Here is a 24072-nt window from a genome sequence, read left to right as displayed (position 1 = left end):
CAGATTTAGGCAAGTCGGTTAATAATAATACAAATGTTTAATTTTTAGATGAACCTAAATATATAAATATCTGCATGGAATAAAAAGGTGATTTCTCATAAATTTAAAGATTTTCGCATCTTTAATTTATATTATCATGTAAGTGATTGTTATTCATAGACAATGCACAGTGTTATTCTTTTTCGATGAGTTTATAGATTGTGACAATGTGTTTTGATCGCGGTAAATCTTTCTATATTTATTAATAATAGAGTAACTTCATAGCAAATTCAAATCTGTATGTATCCAGTTGAAATTCGTTTAGATATTTTTTCACTTTTGATCTTGTTAGGGATCTTTCAAGGACTTTTTCTAACCTATTTTTTTCTAAACAGAGAAAATCGCAAATTTTTATCTAATCGTATCTATGGATTTTTATTAATCAGTCTTTCCCTTTTGATTTTGGATCATTGGTTGAATTATACGGGTTATATGACTCGGGTAATTTTTATCGATAATTTTTCCGAACCCTTGAATTTTGCTATTGCGCCCATTTGCTATTTATATATAAAATATAGTTTGAAGCCCAATTTCAAGCGAAGGGATTATTGGCACTTTGCGTTTTTTACATTTTATGTGTTTTACTCCTTTTTTTATTATTTACAGACCGATGAATTCAAATTCAATTCATTTGTTTGGGTAAATCATCCCGATTGGGAAAGAATCCAAGCTGTGCAAACATTTAGTGATGACCCTTTGCAACTGCGAACACATATAAATCAACTAACATTGCTGCACTTCGTAGTTTATTTGGGATTTTCCATTCGAGAAGTCATAAAAGAGGTAAAAAGCAAAAGTCTGCAATTTTGGAAATTGAAAAATCAACAATTAAGATGGTTGCGAAATTTATGCCTTCATTTTTTTGTGGTGATTATCATTTTTATCGTCACCAAATCTACGCTGGGGCGCGATTTGGGTGACCATTTTATAGCATCTTATATTACCTTAATCATTTACCTGGCCAGTATCAAGGTTGTAAATGATTCTCTTTTTTTTAAGAAAAGTAATACTGCAAAAGTTCCAGAGAAATATTCCAAGTCTTCATTGAATGAATCTCAAAAAGACAAAATTTTAGATCAATTGAATCAAATGATGCAAAATGAGGAATATTTTACCAATAATATGGCCTCCCTTCCAAACCTTTCCAAAAAGATTGGATGCGTATCTCATCATGTTTCGCAAGTGATTAATGAACGATTGGGAAAAAGTTTCTTTGAATGGATGGCCGAGTTAAGAGTTGAAAAGGCAAAAGAACTGCTTTTACAGAATGAAAATCAAAATATTACCATTGAGGAATTGGCTGAAAAAGTGGGATACAATTCAAAATCTTCATTCAATAAAGCATTTAAGAAGTACACCTTACAAACACCTACTCAATTTAAGAATACACTGTAAATCAAGATTAAATGTATTGTTGTTATGTGTTACCTTATCGGGAAACACGGCTTGCCTATAATCAGATTCGTCATTTTGATTCCTTCTGTCAGATCTTTGTTTCAAAGCAATAGATAAATTGTAAAATCGAATCAAAATGGAAAAATCAGAAAGAAGATACGAAATTGATTGGTTAAGAATTGTACTTATCTTAAGTGTATTTCTTTTCCATATTGGGATGTTTTTTAATCCCTGGCACTGGCATGTGAAAAACAATGTTGAATACCCACAGTTGGTTGAACTGATGGGCTTCCTTCATTGTTGGCGAATGCCCCTCTTGTTTTTTGTATCCGGGGCTGGAACTTTTTTGGCTCTGGGCAAAAGATCTATATTGAAATATGCGAAAGAAAGAAACAAGCGATTGATGGTACCCTTCTTATTTGGGTTATTTACTTTGGTTCCCATACAGGTTTACCTCGAAAAATATACCGAGTATCCATCTCTTTGGAATTTTTATACACATGTGTTCGATGGTGTATATCCAGAGGGAAATATGAGCTGGCATCATTTGTGGTTTATTTTATATCTATTTTTCCTCTCCATGATTGCGATTCCAATTATTAAATGGCTACGAAGTAATGGATCTCAGAATTTTCTAAATTTTATTAATCGAATCGCATGTAAAAAGGGAGGAATGCTTCTATTCGTCATTCCAATTCTCATTTCTCAATTAATATTGCGTCAATTTTGGCCCAATAGTACCCATGGATTTATTGATGATTGGGCTTATATGTTCATGTATTTTCTCTATTTTATTTATGGATATTTATTTGCCAACAGCAAAGAAATGACGAAAAGTGTTATCTCTCAGCGATACCTGAATATTTTGGTTGCTACCTCTGTTTATATTTGCTATAGAGTTGGAGGCGGATTGATTGTTAATGATACAGTATGCCGATATTTTCATGCAACAATGGATATCATGCTTGCCTGGTCTACTGGGATTGCAGTTTTAGGGTTTTTCTGTAGATACATGCGATTCAATTCCCCATTTCGTAAACATGCAAACGAGGCCATTTATCCTTTTTATTTGCTACATCAGCCAATTATTTTATTGTTTGGATTCTACATTAAGGATATAGAGATGAACATTGTTGCTAAAGCTCTTTATCTTACCGTAGCTTCTTTTGCTACAAGTATTAGTATTTATTTATTATTAATTCGTCCGTTTAATTTCATGAGAGTTGTGTTTGGACTTAAACCGCAAAAGAAAGATCAAATGCAATTAAAGAGAGTTTAATTAAAATAGAGCAACTTAATAATCAGAATAAAGTTCATTCATAGGGTGGACTTTTTCTTTTTTATGGAATGATTTATCACTTTAAAAAAGGAAAACATGTAAAAACTCCCATTTATCGATTTTTTTGAATATTCTCCCGATTAAATAGAGATTGAACGCATTCTATTTTGTAATTTCAAACTCAAACAGAAAAAATGAGAACCATTTTATCATTTAGTGGCCATAGATGATAAATTTTAATTCAGAAGCTTTAAATACCATTCTGGATTTTTCTCAGAGCCAATAAATTGTTCTAATTTTAATTAATTCAATTTTAAAACTGATAAAAAAATGAGCACATACTTTAACAAGGTAAAAGATTACCTATTGAACTTAGAATACAACATTGTACAAGAAGATTTAGCAGAAGAACTATTTGTAGTTGAAAATCCTGAAGGAGGAATTGCAAATTTGGTTGTTGATTGTGAAGATCCGATTTTGATTATTGAAGGATTACTTTTCGAAATTAGTGGTGATAAGGATGATATTTTTAAATCATTATTAATGAAGAACAGGGAAATTGTACATGGTGCTTTTACTTTAGACGAAACTGGAACAAAGGTGTTGTTCCGCGATACTCTTCAATTGGAAAATCTGGATCAAAATGAATTGGAAGCAACTTTAAATTCATTGGAATTATTGCTGAGTGAATACTCGGAAGAGATTATTTCATTTTCAAAATTGTAAACGATAAAACATTAAAATAAAATGGGAATTTTTAGCAGACTATTTAATGTGGGTAAAGCAGAAGCTCACGCCGCTATAGATAAATTAGAGGATCCTATTAAGATGACCGAACAAGGGATCAGAGATCTTAAAAAGGATTTGGATAAAAGCTTACAAGCTTTGGCTGAAGTAAAAGCTTTGGCGATTAGAAGTAAGAGAGAATTGAACGAACAAAAGTCGATGGGACAGAATTACGAGCAAAAAGCGATTCTTCTGTTGCAAAAGGCTGAAAAGGGTGATTTAGATGTTGCAGAAGCCGAACGTTTGGCAACAGAGGCATTGGCAAGAAAAGAAGAGGCAGTTGCAAATGCAGCTCGTGCTCAGGAAGAGGTGACTCGATTCGATCAGAACATCAGTCAGCTTGATGCCAATGTGAAGAAGTTGAAATCAACGATTACTCGCTACGAGAATGAATTGCGTACTTTAAAGGCTCGTGCTCGTGTAAGTTCTGCAACTCAAAAAATCAACAAACAACTTTCTGGAATTGATAGCTCTGGAACCGTATCGATGTTGGAAAAAATGAAAGACAAAGTTGCTCAGCAAGAAGCAATGGCTGAAGCTTATGGAGAAATTTCTGTGGAAAACAGAAGTTTGGATGACGAGATTGATGCAACTTTAAATGAAACAAACGTTAAAGCTTCGAATGCCTTGGAAGAGTTAAAGGCTAAAATGAAGAATAAGGAATAGTAGTTTTATTTGACTATAAATGCAAAATTAACGCAAATAATGCCGATAGATAGCTATAATGCAATCATGTACAAAGTGAAATGAGTGGATGTTTAGCTACTAATCGGTATTACAAATTGAACGAAATTAAAAATGGGATTAGCCGATTTTTTTAAAAGAAAAAAACAGCCCTCGTACGATAGCACCAACATCCGGGTAACCGACCTGGATGTTGGTTTTGTTTTTGAATACGATCTTGAAAGCTGGGAAGTGCAAGCTTGTTTTGAGTACGATTGGGGAGATAATTTTTTCACCCAGGAATTCAAGATTTTTAATGGAACAAAAACCAGGTTTTTGTCAGTTGAGGATGATGATGAACTGTATTTATCTGTTTCAGAAAAAATAAAAACTCGTCAATTAGGAGCAGATGTTCATGAGTCATTACTAGGCAATCAGAAAGCTCCTGCATCATTTGAATATGATGGTAGAAAGTATTTCATGGAAAAAGAATCACCTGGATTCTATAATGATGTAGCCAAAGGAGATGAATGGGTTGAGTTTATCTCATGGGATTACGAAGATGAAACGGGCGAATACATTGTTTGCATCGAACAATGGGATGAACAGGAATTTGAAGCCTCAGCAGGAAAACGAATCAAAGAATTCGAAATCTCTAATATCTTACCTAAAGAAATTACGAACTAATAATTAGGAATTACAAGGTCGACGATTTTTCAATCGTAATGGATCTTTCGTAATGCGTAATTAAAAACGAAGTTATAATGAATAGCACAGCAAAAGTTGTACTTGGGATCATCGTATTGTTTTTTATTGTGAAAACGTGTGGAAGTTGCGATTCTTCTACATCTCGCCAACGATCATCAAGCTCTCAAGTATCAAAAACATGGCAAAAATCACCGGTTGATGAGTTGATTAAAGAATTGAATGGAGAGCAAAATTTTTCCATCATTCTATTCGATATGGATGCAAGTGAATCGGGAAAAGATTACAGACATCAGTATCAGGTATTGATAGAAAAACCAGATACCATTCTTGAGAAGAAAACCGGATGGAGAGAAGTGAGTGAGACTTTTTTCTCGCAACACATTAATGATATGGGAATGGAAATTGCCTCAAAAAAGGATGGTAAGCTCACCAAGCAAGCTGTTCCAGCAGGTTATAACCATTATGTGGGCAATGAGAAGTACGGACGATGGGAAAATCGAGGAGGATCTTCTTTCTGGGCATTCTATGGGCAATATGCATTTATGTCGTCGATGTTTAATATGATGACATACCGTAGATCATATTGGGACGATTACAACCGAGGTGGATACTATGGTGGATCAAGAGGATACTACGGACCAAGAGGTGGAAGTCCTGTTTATGGTACCAAAAGTTATACATCTTCAACATCAGGAAAGAGTAGCACTTGGGCAAGCAAACCTAATACATTTAAAGATCGCGTAAGAAGTAAGGTAAGTCGCTCGTCTAGTCAGTCTGGCAGATTTAGCTCTACTCGTTCAAAATCTTCAAGTACTGTAAATAAGAGAACAAGCAGAAGTTCTTCAAGATACAAGTCAAGTCGTTCTACACGCTCGCGCAGTGGTGGATTTGGAAAATAATTTTGAGCTATTGGCTAATAGCTGTTAGCTAAAAGCTTTTTTCAAAACGATCAAAATATATTACTTATTGTATAAGTTGATTTTGTGGAAAAATAAAAACATACAATTATGATTTCATTATCAGAAATTTCTTATATCATTTACGATGCTGTGGTTTATATCGCTGTGGCATTTGCCATTTTCCTGATTGGAAAATTTGTTTATCAGTTGCTTCATCCTTCGTTTAAGGTAAAGGAAGAGTTGGTTAAGAAAGACAATTTTGCTTTTGCCATCGCTCATGTTGGTTACTATGTTGGATTGCTTTTGGCTATTGGTAGCGCCATTGTTGGCCCTTCAAATGGCTTGGTCAACGATATTATTGATATTGCAGTTTATGGATTGTTGGCAATCGTTCTTTTGAACTGTTCTATCTTCCTTTCGGATTATTTGATGCTTCGTAATTTTTCTATCCGTAAGGAGATTATTGAAGATCAAAATGCAGGAACAGGAATTATTGAAGGTGCTGTTTCAGTTGCATCAGGTTTAATCATTTTTGGTGCTGTTTCAGGCGAAAGTGGTGATATGTTGTTCGGAATTCTAACTGCAGTGGTGTTTTGGGCATTTGGTCAGTTGGCCTTAATTCTTACTACACGTTTCTACAATTGGATTACACCATACAATATTCATGAGCACATCGAAAAAGACAATGTTGCTGTAGGGATTGGTTTTGCAGGAGCAATTATTGCCATTGGTAACTTGATTCGTTTTGGATTGGTAGGTGACTTTGAAGGATGGCTTCCTTCCTTTACCGAGACAGGTTTCGAATTGGTGGTAGGTTTAATTCTTCTTCCGGTAATGCGTTTAATTACTGATAAAATTCTTCTTCCAGGAGAAAAATTAACGGATGAAATTATCAACCAGGAGCGTCCAAATGTAGGAGCTGCTTTGGTAGAGGCTTTCGCATATATTGGCGGATCGGTATTGATTACATGGTGCTTGTAATAATTACGAATTCCAAATTAACAATTACGAATTAGTAAGAAACAAGAATGATATGTATTAGGCCTGAGTTTGATTTTCAACTCGTAATTCCTAATTCGTCATTCGTAATTTAATCTTTGTGTTTAAGAGTAAATCAACATTATTAAAGGCAGCAATTTTTGCTACCGGATTTTCTGGTGTAGTAGCAGAGTATATTCTATCTACACTGGCAACCTATTTTCTGGGTGATTCAACATTACAATGGGTGATGACCATTTCATTGATGTTGTTTTCAATGGGACTTGGAGCTCGTTTCAGTAAGATTTTCGAACAGAACTTATTGAAAGTGTTCTTGCTGCTTGAGTTTTCATTGTCTATTATAGTTTCTTTTGCACCTTTACTGGTTTATACGGCATCAGCGTATACGCAAGCCATTGGAATAATGATTTATTCATTGGCCGTATTGGTTGGTTTGCTAATCGGAATGGAAATTCCTTTGGTAATTCGAATTAATGATGAGTACGAGAAATTACGATTCAATATTTCAAATATTCTTGAGAATGACTATTATGGCAGTTTGCTAGGTGGAATATTTTTCGCTTTTATTGGTCTGCCTTTCTTTGGTTTGATTTATACGCCATTCATTCTTGGATTTGTAAATTTCACAGTCTCCATTGTGGTAATGATTTTCTTATGGGATCTTTTTAAAATCAATGAACGAAGAAGTTTAACAGGAATAGGTGTTGTTGTTTTGGTATTTCTTACATCGGGAACAGCCATTGCAGATCGAGTGATCAGTTATGGAGAACAGCTAAAGTATGATGATAAAGTTGTATATGCTGAACAGACCAAATATCAACGCATCGTAATTACCCAGTGGAAAAACGATTACTGGTTGTACCTGAATGGGAACCAGCAATTGTGTACTCGCGATGAGATAATGTATCATGAACCCTTGGTGCATCCTGCAATGAGTTTGCATCCTAATCCGGTAAATGTTCTGGTATTGGGCGGTGGTGATGGTTGCGCAGTTCGAGAGATTTTAAAGTATCCAAAAGTAGAAAAGATTACCTTGGTTGATTTGGATCCAGCCATGACTAAACTTGGAAAGACACATCCGATATTAACCAAACTGAATGAGAATTCGCTTCATCACAAGAAGGTGAATGTAAATAATGCCGATGGTTTTACTTTTTTGCAAGAGAATGAAGATTACTATGATGTGGTAATTATTGATCTTCCCGACCCTCGTTCGGTAGAGTTAGGGCGATTGTATTCCTATGAATTTTACAAGCAATGTTATCGACACATGCGACCAGGCGGTGTTATTGTAACGCAAGCAGGAAGTCCATATTTTGCAACACGTGCTTTTTCTTGCATTGTGGAAACCATGAAAAGTGCAGGATTCGAAACGGTTCCAATGCACAACCAGGTGATTACACTTGGCGAATGGGGATGGAGTTTGGGCGTGAAACAAGCCAACGGGGATGTAAAGAAGAATTTAAGAAAACTCGAGTTTGAGATCCCAACTCATTGGATCAACAATGAGGCCATGGCTTTGATCACATCGTTTGGAAAGGATTATTATCCATGGGAAAAGGATACGGTTTTGGTTAATAAAATTCACGAACCAGTACTTTATAAGTATTATTTAAAAGGAAATTGGGACCTGTATTAGCAATTAACAATTGGTAATTGATAATACAGGAAAGAAAATATAGAAATGTAGAGACGTAGCGTGCTACGCCTATAACCGAATAAAGACTAGTCAATGGAAACAAAATTACTAGCAGCAAAAATACACAGCCTTAGGTTTTGGGTTACCGAATGTGATCCTATGATTTTAAAGGTGAGGTTTCAGAATTATCTGGAAAAGGTGGAGTTTGTGATCTTGAATTGTTCCGATCATCATTTTCCGGTTCAGGGTTATACCGCTTTATGGATGTTGGCCGAATCGCATTTGGCCATTCATACATTCCCAGATAAGGGATATGCCTATGTAGAGTTGAGCTCCTGTAATCAGGGCAAATCGGAGCATTTTAAGAGAATGGTTGAAGAGAGCGATTTGCAAGTGAATTGGAATGGTGAAGGAATTGAAGTTTGTGTGCCAGCGGACAATTAGCAAGTAAGAATTAATACTTAGCTGCAATTTTCCATAGTATGCATTTAGAGCTAAGAGATATCTAAACTGTAATTGATTTTTTTTAAATAAAATCCAAAGTTATGAAGAATTTAGCCTTACTATCGATCAGCATAGTGTTAATGTTTGGATGTCGGAATGCACCACAGGTGATAAAAGAGTACTGGACTGATAAACCTGTTTCTTCTTGGCCTGATTTTGCTTTGACAAATGAAATAAGTTTTTCCGATACCACTTATTATGATATGGCTAACTCATTTTTGGTAAGTACGGGGGCGGATACAATTGGCGTTTCGTGCAAGCATATGTTTTTTCTTTTTGAAGAATTGGGTTTAAGTAGTGTTGATTTGGGGGATAGTTTTGAATCATGGCAGATGTATCCAAAAAATCAAAAAGAAAGAAGAGTTGCCATAAAAAGATTAATAAATAAAAACCCACAAGAGCAGATAGGACAGTATAATACAATGAAGGTACGTGATTGGATTCTTTTTGAGGTAGAGAAGCAGAACAATCAACTATATCCTTTAAAAATAAGATATACTGCTGTACAGAAAAATGAGACTGTTTATGCTGTTGGATGGGGATGGGAACAGAAAGACATTAGCAAACCTTCAATCAGAAAATTACAATGCTATAAAAATTTAGATGACTATTTCTATGCTCAAACAATTAAGGCAGATATCCATCCGAAAGGGACAAGTGGATCTCCTGTAATCGATAAAAATGGCTATTTAGTTGGAATAGTTTCAGGACAGGAAGGAAATATGACTGTAATTGGTAGTATCAAATACTTGACCATGATGTTTGATAAATATGGTATAAAGTATAATGTGTCCAATCAATAGCAAGACAAATCTAATATTTATAAAAACTCATGCGCAAAAAACTAATATATCTGGCGGCATTTCTGGTTTATGTATCGGCAATTTTGTCTATTCAGTGGTTTGAAAGTCAATCGCCCGATTCAAACATCAAAACCATTGGTGATGCTTTTTGGTATGCCATTGTTACCCTAACTACGGTTGGTTATGGCGATTTTTATCCGATAACGCTACCTGGTAAAATTATCGGTTTGCTCGTAATTATTGGTAGTTTAGGAATATTAGGATTTTTAATTGGTGAAATAACAGTAAGATTTAATCAGTATATGGAAAAGAAAAAAAGTGGTTTTTGGGGAACCGATTTCGAGAATCATTATGTGATTATTGGTTGGAATGAATTTGCACAAAAGGTGGCAAATCAAATTATTCATGCCGGACAAAAAGTGGCTATTGTTACCAACAATAAGGCGGATTTGGATTTAATTGCTGATCTGTATTCATCGAAAGATGTGTTTTCTCTTTTTGCTGATTATTCAAACATTGAGGCCTATCAGAAAGTGAATGTAGACAAAACCAAGCGAGTTTTTGTGAATTTTGATAGCGACTCAGAAACTTTGGTTTTTGTGATTAATCTGAAAAAGCAATACCCAATGACGAATGTGGTTGTACGTTGTGCCAATCCTAGTTTGAAAGAAACCTTTTTAAATGCAGGAATCGATCATGTGATTGCGCAAAACGAGGTAGCTTCTAAATTGGTTGCTTCCTATTTGTTCGAACCGCATGTTGCCACTTATACCGAAGACTTAATTGCCACCAGTGTTTCCGATGAGGATTCGGATATCCAACAATACCTGATTACCAAAGAATGCCAGTTTGCCGGATCGGATTATATGGATGCTTTCCTGAAATTGAAAGTAGATTTTAATGCCATTCTGATTGGTTTGGTGCAAGATGGTAAAATCATTAAAAATCCTGTTAAAGGAACCAATGTGCAAACCAATAACTACCTGATTTTAATATCGAGTGGAGATAGTAAAAAGAGCTTGGAAAACTTTTTTGGAGTAAAAGAGGGGGAATAATAACGAGAGTTCGAACTGTAATGGATGGTAATGCCGCATACCATTGTATACTAATAGATCACAATGTGTTAACCTAAGTGTGAGTGGCCTTATGTTTTTAGGTGCGAATGATTTATTCAGGCTGATAACCAGTGTCATCAAGTAAATTAGGAGCTTGTGAAGCCATTACTGCTAACTCATCGGCACGTTCGTTTCCTGGTATGTTGGCATGTCCTTTTACCCATACGAACTTCACATTGTGTTTCTTGTATATTTCAAGAAAACGCATCCATAAATCGGCATTTTTCTTTCCTTTGAAACGCTTTTTTACCCAACCAAATACCCATTTTTTCTCTACAGAGTCAATAACATATTTTGAGTCGGAATAAATGGTAACGTCGCAACCAGGATTTTTAAGAGTTTCCAGTCCAACAATTACAGCCAACAATTCCATTCGGTTGTTGGTGGTAAGTTTGTATCCCTGGTTTAAATCCTTACGATGTTTTCCCGATATTAAAACAACTCCATATCCTCCCGGACCTGGATTTCCACTAGCCGCACCATCGGTAAACATTGTAATTTTTGCTGACATCTTGTATTGTTTAGGTTTTCCAGATCAAAAGTAAGAAAAATATGAAGGGGTTCACGGAAAGGGCGCCGAGAATTATAAGCTGAAGAACGCAAAGGATTGGACTTTACGACTTTTCGACCGTTCCAGACTTTCATAAAAAAAAAGGATGCCCAAAAATTCGAGCATCCTTTGCGTTCTTCAGCTTATTATTTTGTGAGTGCTTAATTACTTCACAATTGTCAATTCGTCGATGATGTTTTTGGCACCAGCAAATTTATCGATGATAAATAGCGTGTAACGAACATCAAGGTTGATACATCTTTGGAGGTTTTCTTCGAAGTCGATATCACCTGACATAGCTTCTGAGTTACCATCGAAAGCAGTACCAATTAATTCACCATTTCCGTTAATTACCGGAGAACCTGAGTTACCACCTGTAATGTCGTTGTTCGTTAGGAAACAAGCAGGTAGGTTACCGTTCTTATCAGCATACATTCCATAATCTTTAGCTTCATAAAGCTCTTTCAGTTTTGCAGGAACCTGGAATTCGTGGCTTGTTGGATCTTCTTTCTCCATTACACCTTTCAAAGTAGTGTAGTGGTAGTAGTAAGCACCATCTCTTGGCTCATAGCCACCAACATTACCGTAAGTTAAACGAAGTGTTGAGTTTGCATCAGGAGCCATTAATTTTTTCTTGTTGATTTGTAGTAAACCATCAACAAATAAACGTCTTCCTTGATTCAATTCTTCAGAACCTTTACTTGCTGCCTTGTAAGCTGCGTAGTAAGCTTCCTGGATCGATGAACCTGTTCTGTACAAGAAATCATTTTCCAATACTTCAGCTTCGGGTGCTTCAAGGAATTTGTTGAAGTTTGCTTCTGTTGCGAATACCGAATTTGCATATACGTTTTCAGCAAATTTGTTGAAATCGTTGTTGTACTCTTTTTCGATAGTTTCGAAAATAGCAGGACGGTTTTCCATTTTGATATGACCTGCATAGAATGCAAATAAACCAGCCATTAATTTTTGATCGGTAGGTGCATTATAATCTTTATAGAATCTCTTCCCTGAAGCTTTCATTGCAGCAATGGTTTTTTCAATAGCTTCAGCATCCTGAGTTTCTGCTTTTAGAAGTTTTAGTAATTTGCTTGCTTTCGCTGCAAATCCTGGAGCTTCGGCACCTCTAGCCAATGCTTCACCAATGTATGAAGCCTGGTAAGCTGCGTCTTTTCTGTCAGCATAAACTTTTTTAATCATATTTAAAGCTTCGCCATACTTCACTGCACGTTTTGGTTTAGCGTTAGCCCACTCTAAGAATTCTTCTTCAATTTCTTTTTTATGACCTATTGTGTTCAACTTCTTCAAAGCTTTATTCTGCTCGTTTGAGTATTTCCAATAGTTTGCACTACCTGCATGTTTCGAAGCGTATTGAATTCTTACCTTAGGATCTTTCAACATATCATTCATCATGATATCCAATTTTACTGTACGGATATCGTAACGATTCTTGTTGGTAATTTTCATGGTTTCTTCTAAACCATATGAAGTTAGGTAACGATTTGTTGTTCCTGGGAATCCCATAATCATAGCGAAGTCACCTTCTTCAACTCCTTTAACAGAGATTGGTAAATGATGCTTAGGTTTCAATGGTACATTGTTTTCTGAGTAAGCTGCTGGTTTTCCATCAGCACCAGTATAAATACGGAACAATGAGAAGTCAGCAGTATGACGAGGCCACATCCAGTTATCAGTATCACCACCAAATTTACCCATTGATTGTGGAGGAGCACCTACCAAACGAACATCTTTGTAAATTTCATAAATGAAAACAAAGTATTGGTTGCCATTGAACATGCTTCTAACGTTAGCTCTCAAGTGAGTATCTTCTTCAGCTTTTTTCTCAATAGCTGTTGCTGCTGCTTCAATCGCTTTGTAACGATCTTCTTCCGACATGTCGTCTTTTACTCCTTTTAAAACAGCTTTGGTTACATCTTCCATTCTTACCAAAATAGAAGCAGTAATACCTGGATTGCTTAACTCTTCTTTCTTATCGTATGCCCAGAAACCATCTGATAAATAATCATGCTCAGGAGTTGAGTGCGACTGAATTACACCAAAACCACAGTGATGGTTGGTTAAGAATAAACCTTGGTCAGAAATAATCTCACCAGTACAAAAGTGACGGAATGGTCTTCCTTCGCTTCCTAAACCAACAATTGCATCTTTTAAACAAGATTCGTTTACTTTATAAATGTCTTCAGCTGTAAGCTTAAAGCCTTTCTCCTGCATTTCTGCAGTGTTCTTTTTTAATAAGGATAAAAGCCACATTCCTTCGTCTGCTCTCACAGTAGAAAAGCAAAGCAAAAGACTTAATCCCAATACTAATGATTTTAAATTTCTCATTTTAGTTGAATAATTTTAAATATGCCCCAAGTGTTTGACTTATAAGTAAGCACTAGGAGTGTTTGTTGAGTCAAATTATTTTGTTGACAAGCAAAGTTAGTATTATTCTATCTATTTTATAGATACTATCGATAATCCCAATTAAAGCCTATTGTGTATTTGTCAGAAAATCAGCTATATATTCTTTTTTCGCTTTGGTAAAATTAGATGAACGTATAGATTTCCTCGTTAAAATAAAGCGATAATAGCTTGTTAATCATGTGTTTGTTAGAATTTTAATTCCATTTGGTCTGGAAGTAAACCAAAACTTTTACGATGAAATGGGCTAATTCCGTGTTCGCGAATTGCAATTCGGTGTTTTTTTGTAGGATATCCCTTGTTGCTGTTCCAATTGTAATATGGAAAATCTTCGTGAATTTTCATCATGAAATCGTCACGGTATGTTTTAGCAAGTATTGAAGCTGCAGCGATTGATGCGTATTTTCCATCTCCTTTTATTACACAAGTATGGTTGATGTCCTTGTATGGATTAAATCGGTTCCCATCAATCAGAAGGTGTTCCGGTTTGGTTTTTAATTGATCAACAGCTCGGTGCATTGCAAGAAAAGACGCATTAAGAATGTTGATTTGGTCTATTTCTTCATGATCAACAATTCCAACTGCCCATGCAATAGCTTCCTTTTCAATGGTTTCTCTTAATAGATATCGTCTCTTTTCGGATAGCTTTTTAGAATCGTTTAACAATTCGTTTTCGAAATTGGAAGGAAGAATTACTGCTGCAGCGAATACCGGACCTGCAAGGCAACCACGGCCAGCTTCGTCGCAACCAGCTTCAATTGTATTATCATGTAAAAATGTGGCAAGCATACTTGTTGAAAATTAAAATTTCGACAAATATAATTCAAATTAATAATTGCAATTATTTCTTGTACTTAATTGTTCGTGCATTATCGATGAACTCTCTTTTAACAGATCTAGGATCATCTATTATTTCATAAAATTCATCGAAATAATTTAATACACGCTCTTTCTCTTTGTCATTCAGGTACGGGCAACTTGTATACATTTCATAAAGAGATTCTTTTTTCATTCGAAACTCCCTAAAAATATATTCCAAATCTTTGGCTGTTCTTTTGTATCCACGATATAATCGATCATGGATAGACTTAATATTTAACTTCGGGTTTGGTACAGCATAAGGAGCATTTACCAAACTTGCCCAATCAAAATCATAAGGAACTGGTACAGGTCTGGAAGTTGGTGTTTTGGCAATTAATTTAATATTGTGAAGGGTTGGAACTCCCCAGTCGGTATTGCCAACCATGTATTGAAATACGGCCAACTTGGTTATTTTACCAATAAGAGTGTGGTCCTGATGAATTTTTTTCTCATACCTTGGAATTTTACCATTTCGAACAGCCATATCTTCAAAGTCTTCGATAAAAAATGCATATTTTTTCAATGGACCCATTTGATTTTTACTGTCTTTGTAAGTAATCTCGGCAAGACGCACATTGAAACTTTCAGGAGAAAATAGATTGTATGCTTTATATATCAGGTATTCCTGGAGGAGCATTTGCTGATACCTTTCGTTTTTGTTATGACAATGGGTAACCATTTTAAGTTTTCCTTGCCCATGAAAAAGGGAGTAACTTGATTCAGCTTTATTGAATTTAATTCGAATTGGAGGAAAAGGGCAAATACTTCTATCTTTTCTGAAATTACCTCTGGTTTTTAATTGTACACTCATGGTAACAATTGAATCTCCTTGATGGTAAGATAACCTTGCTTTGTGATATTTATTTTTCTCACCTATATCTCTTACCAAGGTTCTTAAATCGGTGGTAATGGATAATTTTATTAAGGTGTCGGATTCAAAAAGATTAGGCGCTTTGAATAAGCTAACACTATCCTGGATATTTTGGGATAGGCCAAGTGAATTTATGCTACTAAGGAGTATTAGTAGAAATGAAAACACGATATATCGGATTTTCGAATTCATATATATATAGTGGGTTTGTTGGTTTCTATTTGTATTTATTCCATGCCTTTATCACTTAATTCTGCATCGGTTAAGATGTTGTTGCCTACCACATCTTTATAAAAAATAGTTAACCTGATGCTGTTTTTAGCTAAGTCTATCTGGCCAATTTTAAATCTGTTTATTTCCAGACCGGTTCTTTCTTTTATGTCTTGTCTTAACAAATCATGTTTATCCGGGTGAATCAAATCCATTCGATCATAAATTATGGTTCTACGTGCCATATGCCTGCGCATCCAAACTCTTTCCATGATATAAGTGGTAAGCATGAATGCTACATTGGTAATTATTATTTCACCTAAACTAACATCTCGTCTTGCCAAAGCATTGATGATAGAAATGGTAATAACCAAAAACAGGTAAGTCATTTCCCGTATTGGAATGGTATCGGTACGGTAACGAATAATACCGAAAATTGCAAAAAGACCGAGAGCAAAACCAAGTTGTAAGTCGATATTTCCTAGTAAGAAACAAAGGAAAAATACGGTTGTACTTATCATGATATAAGTAAAAACGTAGGTTCTTTTTCCTGTTGCCCTAAAATATACATAGTTGACAACAAAAATGGTTACAACGATGTTTAATACAAACCTAAGCAAAAGTTCAACCATGTTATTGGAAAGGATAACAGTGCTTGGTACATCTACAGTATTGATTAGACTAGTGAGTAGTTCCATTGTTTGTCTGCTTTAACGTAATCGTTCTTTTTCTTTGTGTGCAAATATCCGATAATATTTTTGATTCTCAATCAGTAAGGCTTGGTCAATGAAGTTTGGATCTCCGATAGGAACATCCATAGCAATGAGTTTAAAAGAATAAAAAGGATAAACTCGTGCCACAGGAGTATGACCAAAAATTATTACCATTGATTCATAAAAATCTAGTGTCTTAATTACTTCGGCAAGAGAAATTCTATCGTAACTTGGAGTTCTTGACAGATATCCTCTATACCACAAAGGACTATATGAATATAAGAATAAATCGACTAATGTAGTATCTTCAAGTTGAGTATAATTGTTTAAGTGATATCGCATTTTCATATTCACATCGTCAATTTTCATCTTTTTCTCCAGAAATTGAGGAGAAATTCCTCCGTGAACAAAAAGCTGATCACCTATTCGCAAGAGCGTATTTTTAGAGCGTAACCAGTTTCCAAGAACGGTGTGTTTACCAAAAAAATGTGAATAATGATATTTTAAATATCGCGCTGCATGTTTGTACTTTTTATCTACGTATCTGTCATCAAATAATAAAGCCATCATTTCGTGATTGCCTATTATATAATGTACTCGTCCACCGGCTTTTTCAGCTTGTATTTCAAGTTGGAATATTAGCCATAGACATTCAGTTACCTTATTCCCTCGATCGAATACGTCGCCAGTGAAAACAATATGTCCATCGCCAAATGTCCAGCGATTCTTTTCATCAATTACATTGTTATAGCGAAGAATGTTAGTCAACGCCTTCAATTCTCCATGAATATCACCCAGAACAATTACCTTATCTGCTTTCTCAAATATTCCAGATCGAGGTCTGATTTTCTGAGGTATAATATAAGTTAATGTATCGGAGCCTGCAAAACCTTTAAATGTTAAGGTGTCGTTTTTGTATCGAAGAGATCGTGATATTTTCTTGGTTTTGTTTTTGATACTATCATGTTGAATGTAATAAACATCAACTCGATTACTTGAAGTTTGTCTGATATGAGGACCTTCAACATAGGAAGAAACGATCAGACTATCTGGCATGGTTTCCTGTTGGGAATATCCATGCAAGCTACAAGAAATCAATACAAATAGAGTAATAAAGGGAAAATATATATCGTATAATCTCATTAAATCCAAACTAATTTAGAGTAGTTAAAGATAAGATTATTTTTTATTCTGAAAATTGCTACAAATTAATTGATAGTTTCTTATAGTGTGAGAAAGAACTATTAGTTTTGCAGTAAAATAGATTTTTGAATGTACACGAAAGAAGAAAAGAGAGAGTTTAGGATTCAATTTTGGGATGGTTTTAAACGATACTCGAAAAAGCAAGGTCGAAAAATGACTTCCTGGGTTTTGAAAGGAACACAAATCAAAGAAGCACAATTAAAATTTGATTTAAATGAAGATGGCGCATTTGTAATGCTACAAATTGATAGTAAGTCGGATGATAAGCGTTATTCTGTGTATGATAAATTCATGAAGTATCGACCAGTTGTTGAAGATACTTGTGGTGATGAACTGATTTGGGATAAGAATTATTTTATTGAAGGCTTTAAAGAGGTAAGCCTTGTCTACTTTCAGTTGAGAGGAGCTTCGGTGTATAAAAAGGAGAACTGGGAGGAGTATTATCAATTTTTATTTCAGAAAATGAGTTTATTGGAGGAAGCTTTCCTTGATATAAAAGAAGTGGTTCAGAATGATTAATTTTTTTTAATGCTTATTGATCTGATTAACAAGGTAAAAAGCTTCTGAAAGTGTTGTTTTTATTGGAATTATTAAAAAAAAAGCACTAAAATTTTGTTTTGGAATAAAAGGCTCTTATCTTTGCAACCGCAAAACGAAAGAGATAAGTCTTAAGATATATTGCGGGGTGGAGCAGTTGGTAGCTCGTTGGGCTCATAACCCAAAGGTCGTCAGTTCGAGTCTGGCCCCCGCTACTAAGGTTGAGCTTTGATTTAGTCAAAGCTTATTTTTTCGCCGAAAGGCAAATTATTAAGACAGATAATTTCTAAAAAATATATTGCGGGGTGGAGCAGTTGGTAGCTCGTTGGGCTCATAACCCAAAGGTCGTCAGTTCGAGTCTGGCCCCCGCTACTTAGTTTAAGGCTTAGGATTTTTCCTAAGCCTTTTTTTATTCCTTCTGATTTAAAAAACATACAATTTCGTTGATTTCTGTTACCTTTGCGTAAATCTTTTCAGATACTATCAGTATGAGTAGTTTAAATGAGAAAAAGCCTTTAATTGAAAAATTAAAGAATAAATACAGACTAACAATATCCAACGAAGCCACGTTTGATGAAGTATTGTCTATTCGACTATCACGATTAAATGTATTTACCGTAACAGGACTATTTTCGGTTCTGTTAATCGTTTTAGTAACCTTATTGATTGCTTTTACGCCTTTACGAGAGTACATTCCTGGCTATCCAGATGGAGAAATGAGAAGAAATATTGAGAATAATGACATTCTGGTGGATTCATTGATTCTTGAATTGGAGAAACGAGATCGTTTTTTTCAAGGGGTTCGAAATATAGTGGAAGGAAATGATTTTGATAATGTGGTTCAAAGTGCTTCCGATTCTATTGTTGATCCAAAATATAAAAATTTGAGTTTTACAAGAACAGAATCCGATTCCTTGTTCCGTTTGGATCATGAGGAAGATGAAAAATACAACTTAACTCTTGAAGATGCTCCAAAATCAAGGGGATTGTCAAATACACATTTCTTTTCACCTATAAAGGGAATGATCTCAAATCATTTTGATAGTAAGTCTCAACATTATGGTACTGATATTGTAGGAGGTGTAAATGAACGTATATCTTCTGTTTTAGATGGAACAGTTATTTTTTCGGAGTGGACTTTGAATACAGGATACGTGATTCAAATTCAACATTCGAATAATTTACTTTCGGTGTATAAACACAATTCTGAGCTTTTGAAAAAAGCAGGTGAGCATGTAAAAGCTGGAGAAGCAATAGCATTGTTGGGAAATTCAGGAGAGTTAACTTCTGGTCCGCATTTGCATTTTGAATTGTGGCATAACGGACAACCTTTAAACCCTGAAGACTATATAAAATTTTAAAAACAAAACTCTAATTATTAATGAGTAAGCATATTGCTATTCTGGGATCGACGGGTTCCATTGGAACCCAAACATTGGAAGTGGTAGAAGCAAATCCCGAAGAATTTGTTGTAGATGTTTTAACTGCAAACAATCAAGTAGAATTACTAATAGAACAGGCAAAGAAATTTAAGCCTGATGTTGTTGTTATAGCCAAAGAAGAGAAATACCCTCAACTTGTTGAAGCTTTAAAGGATGAGCCAATAAAGGTTTATGCTGGTCACGAAGCTATTGCTCAAGTTGTTCAAATGGGGGCCATTGATGTTGTAGTTACTGCAATGGTTGGATATTCGGGGTTGTTGCCTACAATAAATGCCATTAAAGCCAGAAAAAATATCGCTTTGGCAAACAAGGAAACATTGGTGGTTGCTGGTGATATCATACAGAAATTTGCATTGGAGTATGGTGTAAGTATTTACCCTGTTGATTCGGAGCACTCAGCAATTTTTCAGTGTTTATTGGGTGAGTTCGATAATCCAATTGAGAAAATATATCTGACAGCTTCGGGAGGTCCGTTTAGAGGAAAAGATAAAAAATTCCTTGAAAATGTTACCGCCAAGCAAGCCTTGAAGCATCCGAATTGGGATATGGGAGCAAAAATTACCATAGATTCGGCAAGTATGATGAATAAAGGTTTTGAAGCAATTGAAGCAAAATGGTTGTTTGATCTACGTCCCGATCAGGTTGATGTGATTGTACATCATCAGTCAATCGTTCATTCCATTGTTCAGTTTCAGGATGGATCGATGAAAGCACAAATGGGTTTGCCTGATATGAAACTGCCAATTCAGTTTGCTCTTACTTACCCAAAGAGATTAAAAACAGACTTTCCTCGTTTTAATTTTTTAGATTATCCTGAATTGAATTTTGCTCCTGCCGATTCTGAGAACTTTAAAAATTTGGCTCTTGCTTACGAAGCCATGAATAAAGGTGGTAATTTGCCATGTGTAATTAATGCTGCAAACGAAATTGTAGTTGACGCTTTTCTTAAAGATCAAGTTGGATTCTTGCAAATGAGTGATATCATTGAAGAAGTAATGAATAAAGCAAGTTTTATTCAGAAACCAAGCTATGAAGACTATGTTTTATCTGATTCAGAAGCGAGAAGATTGGCAGAAGCCATGTTGTAAAAAATAATTATCTTAGGCAGCCTTTTACAATTAACAATTAGTAATTAACAATTAGCAGGTAGAAAAATAGTATGGTGTAATGAGAGTTATTTACTCCTGATTTATTACCTGTTACAAATAAATATTTGAATGGATGTATTGGTTAAAATAGGACAGTTTTTATTGAGTTTGTCTATTCTTGTGGTTTTACATGAGTTAGGACACTTTGTATTTGCAAAATTGTTCAAAACAAGGGTTGAGAAATTTTATATGTTCTTTAATCCTGGATTTTCTCTTTTTAAATTTAAAAAAGGAGAAACAGAATATGGTATTGGCTGGATTCCTCTTGGTGGATATGTGAAAATTTCAGGAATGATTGATGAATCGATGGATAAGGAACAAATGGCACTGCCTCCAAAATCATACGAATTTAGATCAAAACCAGCATGGCAGCGCTTGTTAATTATGGTTGGTGGGGTATTGGTAAACTTCATCTTGGCATTTGTTATCTACACAGCCGTTTTATTCGCTTGGGGAGAACAGTATTTACCAGCTGAAAATGCAAAGTATGGTATTGTTTGTGATTCTTTGTCGGAAAGTATTGGCTTAAAGGATGGAGATATTATTGTTGCTTTGGATAATCAAAAAGTAGAAAGATTTTCTCAAATCATGCCAGAGATTATTCTAAATCGACCTTCATCAATTCAAGTGATTCGCGATGGAGCAAATGTGGATGTTGCAATTCCAGCAACGTATATTCCAGCATTAATTGAACGAAGCAGTAAAAAGTTTGGTGTCGATCCAACGATTAGTATTCGTTATCCATTTCACCCAATGAAAATAGGTAAAGTAGCTAAAGATTCACCAGCTAAGTTGGCAGGCTTGCAAAAAGATGATGAGATTGTAAGTGTGAATGGAGTGAATTTTACGTATTTTGATGAATACAAAGAGTATTTAGCTACGCAGGCAGGACAAGAGATTAATGTTTTAATTTCAAGAAACAATCAGGAATTAAATATAAAATTAACTACAACCGATGAAGGCTTAATCGGTTTTCAACCTTTGTTAGACCTTAGCGGATTTAAGTATGAAGCTGTAGAATATACATTTGCACAAGCTGTTCCTGCTGGTATTGGAAAAGGATTTAAAAAACTGAATGATTACCTAAAACAGTTTGGTTTAATTTTCGATAAAGATATCAAGGGATACAAATCAATTGGAGGATTTGGTACCATTGGAAGTATTTTCCCATCGGTTTGGGATTGGCATGCTTTCTGGGAGTTAACAGCCTTTCTTTCTATTATTTTGGCGATTATGAATATCCTACCAATTCCAGCATTGGATGGTGGTCATGTGTTATTCTTGATGTATGAAATAATTACAGGAAGAAAGCCCGGCGATAAGTTTATGGAGTATGCACAGGTTACAGGAATGGTTTTACTTTTTGGTTTGCTTATTTTTGCAAATGCCAATGATGTGGTGAAATGGGTATCCAATTGGTAATTATTGCATTAAAAATACTATATTAGCACTGTAAATACTAAAACTCAACTGATATGAATCTTTTTGTAATAGCGGGAATGATTGGTCCCTGGCAAATCGTAATAATTGTATTTGTAATCTTACTTCTTTTTGGTGGCAAAAAAATTCCTGAATTAATGAAAGGATTAGGTCAAGGAATGAAGGAGTTTAAAAAGGCTACGGATCAAGACCAGGATCAAAACAATAAGGATAAAGAGTCGTTAGAAAAATAAATGAGAGGCAGGTTATTTACCTGCCTTTTTTAATGACTCTGTTTTTTAAAACTAAATCAACTAAAAAATTAGTTTAAAACTTGTAAAATCATTTGGATGCTAGTTGTAAATTAATTATTTTCAATTCGAATTTAGAAATCCCTAAACCTAAACCACTAGTTTGCATGAAGAATTTTATCCTTCTTTTGTTAATCTCTCTTGTAGGCAGTTCTGCTGTATCTGCTCAATCTTTGTTTAGCATTCTGCAAAAAGAAAAACCAGAAAATGCAGAAGAAGTCAACCAAAGATTAATGTATTTTACTGATGAGATATTGAAAGAAGAACTTCCAGACAATGAAATTTTAGATGCGAATTATATTCCTGTTTTTTCGGATGAGATATATAAAGAAAGAATGAAACGTTTAAATGATCTGACACCAATACAGTTGGATTACAAACCAGTGGTTCGTCGATTTATTGAAGCATATGCAGTGCGTCATCGAGAGAAAACCGGAAAAATAATTGAACGTTCGGAATTGTATTTTCCAATTTTCGAAGAGTGTTTGGACAAATATAATTTGCCATTGGAACTAAAGTATCTTTCGGTAATAGAATCTGCTTTGGATCCTAAAGCAAGATCTAGATCGGGAGCAATGGGCCTATGGCAGTTTATGTATAATTCATGCAAAATGTTTGATTTAAAGGTTACTTCCTATGTTGATGAGAGAATGGATCCAGAGAAATCAACCGAAGCAGCTTGCAGGTATTTGCAGTATTTGCACCGTATTTTTGGCGATTGGCAATTGGCTATTGCAGCTTATAATGGAGGGCCTGGAGTTGTGCGTGAGGCAATTCAGCGTTCAGGTGGTAAAACTGATTTCTGGGAAATATCACCATATTTACCACAGCAAACCAGAAATTATGTGCCAATTTTTATTGCGGCAAATTACATTTTAAATTATAGTAGAGAGCACAATATTGTGGCTGAACCAAATCAATATCCTTATTTTAGGGTATCACCGGTGAATGTGAAGAAAAGTGTATTGTTTAAACATGTGGCAGCGGTAATTGATGTGCCGATAGAAGAAATTAGAAAATTAAATCCTACATACAAACGAGATATAATTCCTACAGGAGAGTTGCCTGCTCAATTGGTTCTTCCTGTCGAAAAAATTGGTTTGTTTATCGACAATGAAGAAGAAATTTATGCAATGAAGGATCAACCTAAGAAGTACCTTGAATTGCAAAAAGAACTTTCTTCTACCAAAGGGAAATATATGATCTATCATGTTGTTAAAGCTGGAGAGTATTTTCATAAAATAGCTATGAACTATTCTTGTACCACACACAATATTATGGAGTGGAATAATATGAAGAATCATGATATCTACATTGGTCAACGATTAAAAATTTGGGTGAAACCATCCGAAGAGATTGCTCAAAAGCCTCAAAGAGATCCATTGTTGAAACAGAGCAAATTTCTACTTTATGAGGTCCAAGAAGGTGATAGTTTGCAATCAATTGCCAATAGGTTTAAAGTAGAGTCTGTTAAAGATCTGGTTGAGGTAAATAACATAAATCAATCTAATGTTGTTGAACCAGGTATGGTATTAAAAATAGTTCAATACGAATAAT

The 24072-nt window shown here is 35.0% G+C and carries 23 protein-coding genes and 2 tRNA genes; 19 read left to right on the top strand and 6 right to left on the bottom strand.

All coding sequences use genetic code 11. The features are described 5' to 3' along the window. Positions 1-768: 768 nt before the first annotated feature. The 11 genes from NQ163_RS13665 (at position 769) to NQ163_RS13615 (ending at position 10769) form a co-directional block, all read left to right on the top strand. Positions 769-1434, top strand: a complete 666-nt coding sequence (locus NQ163_RS13665; RefSeq protein ID WP_268190864.1) for a helix-turn-helix domain-containing protein — start codon at positions 769-771, stop codon at positions 1432-1434. 136 nt (positions 1435-1570) lie between these two features. Continuing rightward, positions 1571-2713, top strand: a complete 1143-nt coding sequence (locus NQ163_RS13660) for an acyltransferase family protein (RefSeq protein ID WP_268190863.1) — start codon at positions 1571-1573, stop codon at positions 2711-2713. Between the two features lie 330 nt (positions 2714-3043). Then, positions 3044-3439: a molecular chaperone Tir gene (locus NQ163_RS13655; protein ID WP_120240907.1), complete on the top strand. Its 396-nt coding sequence runs from the start codon at positions 3044-3046 to the stop codon at positions 3437-3439. Between the two features lie 21 nt (positions 3440-3460). After that, entirely contained in the window at positions 3461-4165 is a 705-nt protein-coding gene (locus tag NQ163_RS13650) for a PspA/IM30 family protein (protein ID WP_110362140.1), read from the top strand. A gap of 132 nt (positions 4166-4297) precedes the next feature. Beyond that, positions 4298-4849: a DUF4178 domain-containing protein gene (locus NQ163_RS13645; protein WP_110362141.1), complete on the top strand. Its 552-nt coding sequence runs from the start codon at positions 4298-4300 to the stop codon at positions 4847-4849. A 77-nt stretch (positions 4850-4926) separates the two neighbouring features. After that, positions 4927-5769, top strand: a complete 843-nt coding sequence (locus NQ163_RS13640; protein WP_268190862.1) for a hypothetical protein — start codon at positions 4927-4929, stop codon at positions 5767-5769. A 108-nt stretch (positions 5770-5877) separates the two neighbouring features. Continuing rightward, positions 5878-6750: a DUF350 domain-containing protein gene (locus NQ163_RS13635; protein ID WP_120240904.1), complete on the top strand. Its 873-nt coding sequence runs from the start codon at positions 5878-5880 to the stop codon at positions 6748-6750. A gap of 118 nt (positions 6751-6868) precedes the next feature. Continuing rightward, positions 6869-8407 carry a polyamine aminopropyltransferase gene (locus tag NQ163_RS13630; RefSeq protein ID WP_268190861.1) on the top strand — a complete coding sequence of 513 codons (1539 nt, stop codon included), beginning with the start codon at positions 6869-6871 and terminating at the stop codon, positions 8405-8407. Positions 8408-8500: 93 nt separating this feature from the next. Further along, entirely contained in the window at positions 8501-8851 is a 351-nt protein-coding gene (locus tag NQ163_RS13625; protein ID WP_268190860.1) for an S-adenosylmethionine decarboxylase, read from the top strand. Between the two features lie 101 nt (positions 8852-8952). After that, on the top strand, positions 8953-9714 hold the full coding sequence (locus tag NQ163_RS13620) for a S1 family peptidase (protein ID WP_268190859.1): 762 nt from the start codon (positions 8953-8955) through the stop codon (positions 9712-9714). A gap of 29 nt (positions 9715-9743) precedes the next feature. After that, positions 9744-10769, top strand: coding sequence for a potassium channel family protein (locus NQ163_RS13615; RefSeq protein WP_268190858.1), 1026 nt, complete (start codon positions 9744-9746; stop codon positions 10767-10769). A 112-nt stretch (positions 10770-10881) separates the two neighbouring features. Here NQ163_RS13615 and rnhA read toward each other — a convergent pair whose 3' ends face one another. The 6 genes from rnhA to NQ163_RS13585 form a co-directional block, all read right to left on the bottom strand. After that, the gene (gene rnhA / locus NQ163_RS13610; RefSeq protein WP_120240900.1) at positions 10882-11340 is read right to left on the bottom strand and encodes a ribonuclease HI; all 459 of its coding nucleotides are present in this window, start codon (positions 11338-11340) and stop codon (positions 10882-10884) included. 204 nt (positions 11341-11544) lie between these two features. Next, complete coding sequence (locus NQ163_RS13605; RefSeq protein WP_268190857.1) at positions 11545-13722, bottom strand: S46 family peptidase; 2178 nt, start codon at positions 13720-13722, stop codon at positions 11545-11547. A 267-nt stretch (positions 13723-13989) separates the two neighbouring features. Continuing rightward, positions 13990-14589 (bottom strand): ribonuclease HII, encoded by a 600-nt coding sequence (locus tag NQ163_RS13600; protein WP_268190856.1) that lies wholly within the window; start codon positions 14587-14589, stop codon positions 13990-13992. Between the two features lie 52 nt (positions 14590-14641). Further along, a complete protein-coding gene (locus NQ163_RS13595; RefSeq protein WP_268190855.1) occupies positions 14642-15724 on the bottom strand; it encodes a hypothetical protein in 1083 nt (360 codons plus the stop codon). A gap of 35 nt (positions 15725-15759) precedes the next feature. After that, a complete protein-coding gene (locus NQ163_RS13590; RefSeq protein ID WP_268190854.1) occupies positions 15760-16440 on the bottom strand; it encodes a DUF4956 domain-containing protein in 681 nt (226 codons plus the stop codon). A gap of 12 nt (positions 16441-16452) precedes the next feature. Beyond that, positions 16453-17598, bottom strand: coding sequence for a metallophosphoesterase (locus NQ163_RS13585; RefSeq protein WP_268190853.1), 1146 nt, complete (start codon positions 17596-17598; stop codon positions 16453-16455). Positions 17599-17727: 129 nt separating this feature from the next. On the opposite strand from NQ163_RS13585, the gene NQ163_RS13580 reads away from it, so the two are divergent. The 8 genes from NQ163_RS13580 (at position 17728) to NQ163_RS13545 (ending at position 24071) form a co-directional block, all read left to right on the top strand. Continuing rightward, complete coding sequence (locus NQ163_RS13580) at positions 17728-18177, top strand: DUF4268 domain-containing protein (protein ID WP_268190852.1); 450 nt, start codon at positions 17728-17730, stop codon at positions 18175-18177. A gap of 160 nt (positions 18178-18337) precedes the next feature. Then, a tRNA-Met gene (locus tag NQ163_RS13575) sits at positions 18338-18410 on the top strand. 84 nt (positions 18411-18494) lie between these two features. Further along, positions 18495-18567, top strand: a tRNA-Met gene (locus NQ163_RS13570). A gap of 116 nt (positions 18568-18683) precedes the next feature. Continuing rightward, a complete protein-coding gene (locus NQ163_RS13565) occupies positions 18684-19556 on the top strand; it encodes a M23 family metallopeptidase (protein WP_268190851.1) in 873 nt (290 codons plus the stop codon). A gap of 20 nt (positions 19557-19576) precedes the next feature. After that, the gene (locus NQ163_RS13560; protein WP_268190850.1) at positions 19577-20725 is read left to right on the top strand and encodes a 1-deoxy-D-xylulose-5-phosphate reductoisomerase; all 1149 of its coding nucleotides are present in this window, start codon (positions 19577-19579) and stop codon (positions 20723-20725) included. Between the two features lie 129 nt (positions 20726-20854). Next, positions 20855-22207 carry an RIP metalloprotease RseP gene (gene rseP / locus NQ163_RS13555; protein WP_268190849.1) on the top strand — a complete coding sequence of 451 codons (1353 nt, stop codon included), beginning with the start codon at positions 20855-20857 and terminating at the stop codon, positions 22205-22207. Positions 22208-22260: 53 nt separating this feature from the next. Next, positions 22261-22458, top strand: coding sequence for a Sec-independent protein translocase subunit TatA/TatB (locus NQ163_RS13550; RefSeq protein WP_110362225.1), 198 nt, complete (start codon positions 22261-22263; stop codon positions 22456-22458). A gap of 164 nt (positions 22459-22622) precedes the next feature. Beyond that, a complete protein-coding gene (locus NQ163_RS13545) occupies positions 22623-24071 on the top strand; it encodes a lytic transglycosylase domain-containing protein (protein WP_268190847.1) in 1449 nt (482 codons plus the stop codon). The last annotated feature ends 1 nt before the right edge of the window (position 24072 follow it).

Source organism: Marinifilum sp. D737, from assembly GCF_026672275.1.
Classification (GTDB): Bacteria; Bacteroidota; Bacteroidia; order Bacteroidales; family Marinifilaceae; genus Marinifilum.
This window is presented reverse-complemented; position numbering and strand designations above follow the sequence as displayed.

Coding starts and splice junctions, on each gene's coding strand:
- NQ163_RS13565 (WP_268190851.1), top strand. CDS start 18,684: ATGAGTAGTTTAAATGAGAAAAAGCCTTTAATTGAAAAATTAAAGAAT.
- NQ163_RS13625 (WP_268190860.1), top strand. CDS start 8,501: ATGGAAACAAAATTACTAGCAGCAAAAATACACAGCCTTAGGTTTTGG.
- NQ163_RS13645 (WP_110362141.1), top strand. CDS start 4,298: ATGGGATTAGCCGATTTTTTTAAAAGAAAAAAACAGCCCTCGTACGAT.
- NQ163_RS13640 (WP_268190862.1), top strand. CDS start 4,927: ATGAATAGCACAGCAAAAGTTGTACTTGGGATCATCGTATTGTTTTTT.
- rnhA (WP_120240900.1), bottom strand. CDS start 11,340: ATGTCAGCAAAAATTACAATGTTTACCGATGGTGCGGCTAGTGGAAAT.
- NQ163_RS13560 (WP_268190850.1), top strand. CDS start 19,577: ATGAGTAAGCATATTGCTATTCTGGGATCGACGGGTTCCATTGGAACC.
- NQ163_RS13650 (WP_110362140.1), top strand. CDS start 3,461: ATGGGAATTTTTAGCAGACTATTTAATGTGGGTAAAGCAGAAGCTCAC.
- rseP (WP_268190849.1), top strand. CDS start 20,855: ATGGATGTATTGGTTAAAATAGGACAGTTTTTATTGAGTTTGTCTATT.
- NQ163_RS13635 (WP_120240904.1), top strand. CDS start 5,878: ATGATTTCATTATCAGAAATTTCTTATATCATTTACGATGCTGTGGTT.
- NQ163_RS13580 (WP_268190852.1), top strand. CDS start 17,728: ATGTACACGAAAGAAGAAAAGAGAGAGTTTAGGATTCAATTTTGGGAT.
- NQ163_RS13595 (WP_268190855.1), bottom strand. CDS start 15,724: ATGAATTCGAAAATCCGATATATCGTGTTTTCATTTCTACTAATACTC.
- NQ163_RS13620 (WP_268190859.1), top strand. CDS start 8,953: ATGAAGAATTTAGCCTTACTATCGATCAGCATAGTGTTAATGTTTGGA.
- NQ163_RS13585 (WP_268190853.1), bottom strand. CDS start 17,598: ATGAGATTATACGATATATATTTTCCCTTTATTACTCTATTTGTATTG.
- NQ163_RS13655 (WP_120240907.1), top strand. CDS start 3,044: ATGAGCACATACTTTAACAAGGTAAAAGATTACCTATTGAACTTAGAA.
- NQ163_RS13545 (WP_268190847.1), top strand. CDS start 22,623: ATGAAGAATTTTATCCTTCTTTTGTTAATCTCTCTTGTAGGCAGTTCT.
- NQ163_RS13660 (WP_268190863.1), top strand. CDS start 1,571: ATGGAAAAATCAGAAAGAAGATACGAAATTGATTGGTTAAGAATTGTA.
- NQ163_RS13550 (WP_110362225.1), top strand. CDS start 22,261: ATGAATCTTTTTGTAATAGCGGGAATGATTGGTCCCTGGCAAATCGTA.
- NQ163_RS13590 (WP_268190854.1), bottom strand. CDS start 16,440: ATGGAACTACTCACTAGTCTAATCAATACTGTAGATGTACCAAGCACT.
- NQ163_RS13605 (WP_268190857.1), bottom strand. CDS start 13,722: ATGAGAAATTTAAAATCATTAGTATTGGGATTAAGTCTTTTGCTTTGC.
- NQ163_RS13615 (WP_268190858.1), top strand. CDS start 9,744: ATGCGCAAAAAACTAATATATCTGGCGGCATTTCTGGTTTATGTATCG.
- NQ163_RS13600 (WP_268190856.1), bottom strand. CDS start 14,589: ATGCTTGCCACATTTTTACATGATAATACAATTGAAGCTGGTTGCGAC.